A 2,159-nucleotide genomic window follows, 5' to 3' on the forward strand; every position below is an offset into this window, starting at 1 on the left:
GGTGTGGAGGGTTGTAAATGAGTAATCTTAAGGAAGTTAAATTTCGATTAACAGCAGAAGAAGTGGATAAGGCGAAGAAAATATCTAATGAATACAGCATGAGTATTAACGCAATTGCAAAGTTTTTATTACTAAATTTAAAAGCTCCTAAAGGAGCAAACGAAAGAAAAGACGTAAAAGAATTAAACCGCCAAATAGGAGCAATAGGAAATAATCTTAATCAGATGGCTAGAAGGTTAAATTCAACTTCTATGCTTCGAAATGATGAAAAAAAAGAGGTTATTTCGTTGTTAAAAGAAATTAGGAATAATACCCGTATTTTAGTAGGAAAAGAACCTATTGAAGAATCGAAAGAAGATATTATTTTTAAACATAAATCACATTTCCATTAAGGGGGGAAAGTATGCCAATATTTGAAGCTTTAAAAGGAAGTTCGAACGCTAGTGAAACCATTGATTATTGCGAAAAGGAAATTATCAAAGACCCCGAAACTGGAGAGAAGAAAAATAAATGTGTGTTAAAGGCAGGGGTTAATTGTGATATCGCAGATATACGTGATGACTTTGCGGAAACACGTAATCATTTTAATAAAACTGGTGGGCGCCAAGCCATGCACTTTGTACTTTCATTTGACCCAAAAGAATTATCTAATACCCCAGACAATCAAGAAAAATGTTTAGAAATAGGGATGGCTTTAGCTGAAAAAATAGGAAAAGGTCATGAGTCTGGTTGTTTCGTTCATGCAGATCAAGATCACTTACATTGTCATATTGTAACCAACTCTGTAAATTACGAAACCGGACGTAAATTTCAAATGAAGAAAGACCAAGACTTAGTTTTATTTAGAAATATTTCAGATAAAGTTTGCAAAGAACATGGAATTGAACCATTAGAACCTTATCAAGGGGAAAACGTTAAAGAAAAGAATGCTGAAAAGCGTATAAAAGCTCGAGGAAAAACAACTTGGAAAGAAGAAATACGAGAAGCTATAAAGTACGCAAAAAGCCAAGCAACTGACATGCAGTCTTACAAAAAGTTATTAGCTGAAAAAGGTGTAGAAATGTATGAGAGAGGTGAAAATACAAAAGGGTATATACATATTACACAAAGAGATTTAGGAGCCAAAACATACAAAATTAGAGATCGCAATAAGGCTTTAGATGGCGGTTATCATTTAGAAGATGTTTATCAAGCTTTTGAAGAAAATAAACAAAGAACACTTGAAAAAACTCCTGAAAACCACCGATTAAAAAATAAAACGGAAGATCATTTTAAGAAAAAAGGAACCTCTGCAATTACTGAAAAACGCACTGAATCAGCAGTTTCATCTATGCCTTCTATTCCTAAAAATGATGGTTTTGAAGAAACAATTCAAAATTCACAAGAGAAAAAACAACAGATCAAAGCAAATACTATTCAAGACTTAAAAGCAGCCGAAGATGAAGCCAAGCGTATAGAAATCAAGAAAAAAGAACAAATCAAGCTAGAACAGGCCGAAATCGAAAAACAGATTGAATTAAAAAATCAATCGGAAGTAGAAGCCATGTTCCGTATGTTCCAGAAAACCTTCCCAAGAACCACCTATAAAGATATTGAAAATAATCAAAATGAAATTAATTTATACTTGGGTGGAGCAACTAGGAAACTTTATAAAATCAGCTACGAAAAAGAATTTGGCTGTATTAGTATTCACAAAAAAGATCGGGAAACTACTGACTATCAAGAGCAATCCAACACATTTGTAACAAATTCCGATTCTATTAAAGCAGCAGGAAAAGAAATTCAGAAGCTTGCTGCTGCAAATGAGAGAATTGCACGTTCACATAATCAACCAGAGCATAATCGAAGTCGTTAAATATGCTTTAAAAAGCTTCTAAGGGGGTATTTTAGCGTTTTTCGCTTTTACCCCTTGTTTTTATACCAAAACGAGTTTAAAACGCCCTAGAAGCCATTTTAGAGCCTTGAAATATCTATTAATTGTCGGTTACTCTTCTAACCAGTTATAAAACGGTACTTTTTCTCTTGTTGGAAGTTGATCTAATTTTTGTTTTCTATTTTGGATCCTCAATTGTTGGCTCGCTTTCAATTCTTCTTTAGCTTTATCTTTAGCACGTCGTAATTCCAATTCTTCAATTTTATTTGCTAATGCTGTAATTAAG

Annotated in this window: 2 protein-coding genes; both read left to right on the forward strand. The window is 33.2% G+C overall.

The annotated features are described in order from the left end of the window. Window positions 1-17 precede the first annotated feature (17 nt). Window positions 18-392, forward strand: a complete 375-nt coding sequence (locus tag ACFCZ1_RS38450; RefSeq protein WP_375867848.1) for a MobC family plasmid mobilization relaxosome protein — start codon at window positions 18-20, stop codon at window positions 390-392. Between the two features lie 11 nt (window positions 393-403). Further along, window positions 404-1,855 (forward strand): relaxase/mobilization nuclease domain-containing protein, encoded by a 1,452-nt coding sequence (locus tag ACFCZ1_RS38455; RefSeq protein ID WP_376067458.1) that lies wholly within the window; start codon window positions 404-406, stop codon window positions 1,853-1,855. Window positions 1,856-2,159 lie beyond the last annotated feature (304 nt).

The organism is Streptomyces sp. NPDC056224, from assembly GCF_042267665.1.
In the GTDB taxonomy this organism is placed as follows: domain Bacteria; phylum Actinomycetota; class Actinomycetes; order Streptomycetales; family Streptomycetaceae; genus Streptomyces.

Excerpts from the sequence above, each read along its gene's own strand:
- ACFCZ1_RS38450 (WP_375867848.1), top strand. The coding sequence starts at position 18 with ATGAGTAATCTTAAGGAAGTTAAATTTCGATTAACAGCAGAAGAAGTG.
- ACFCZ1_RS38455 (WP_376067458.1), top strand. The coding sequence starts at position 404 with ATGCCAATATTTGAAGCTTTAAAAGGAAGTTCGAACGCTAGTGAAACC.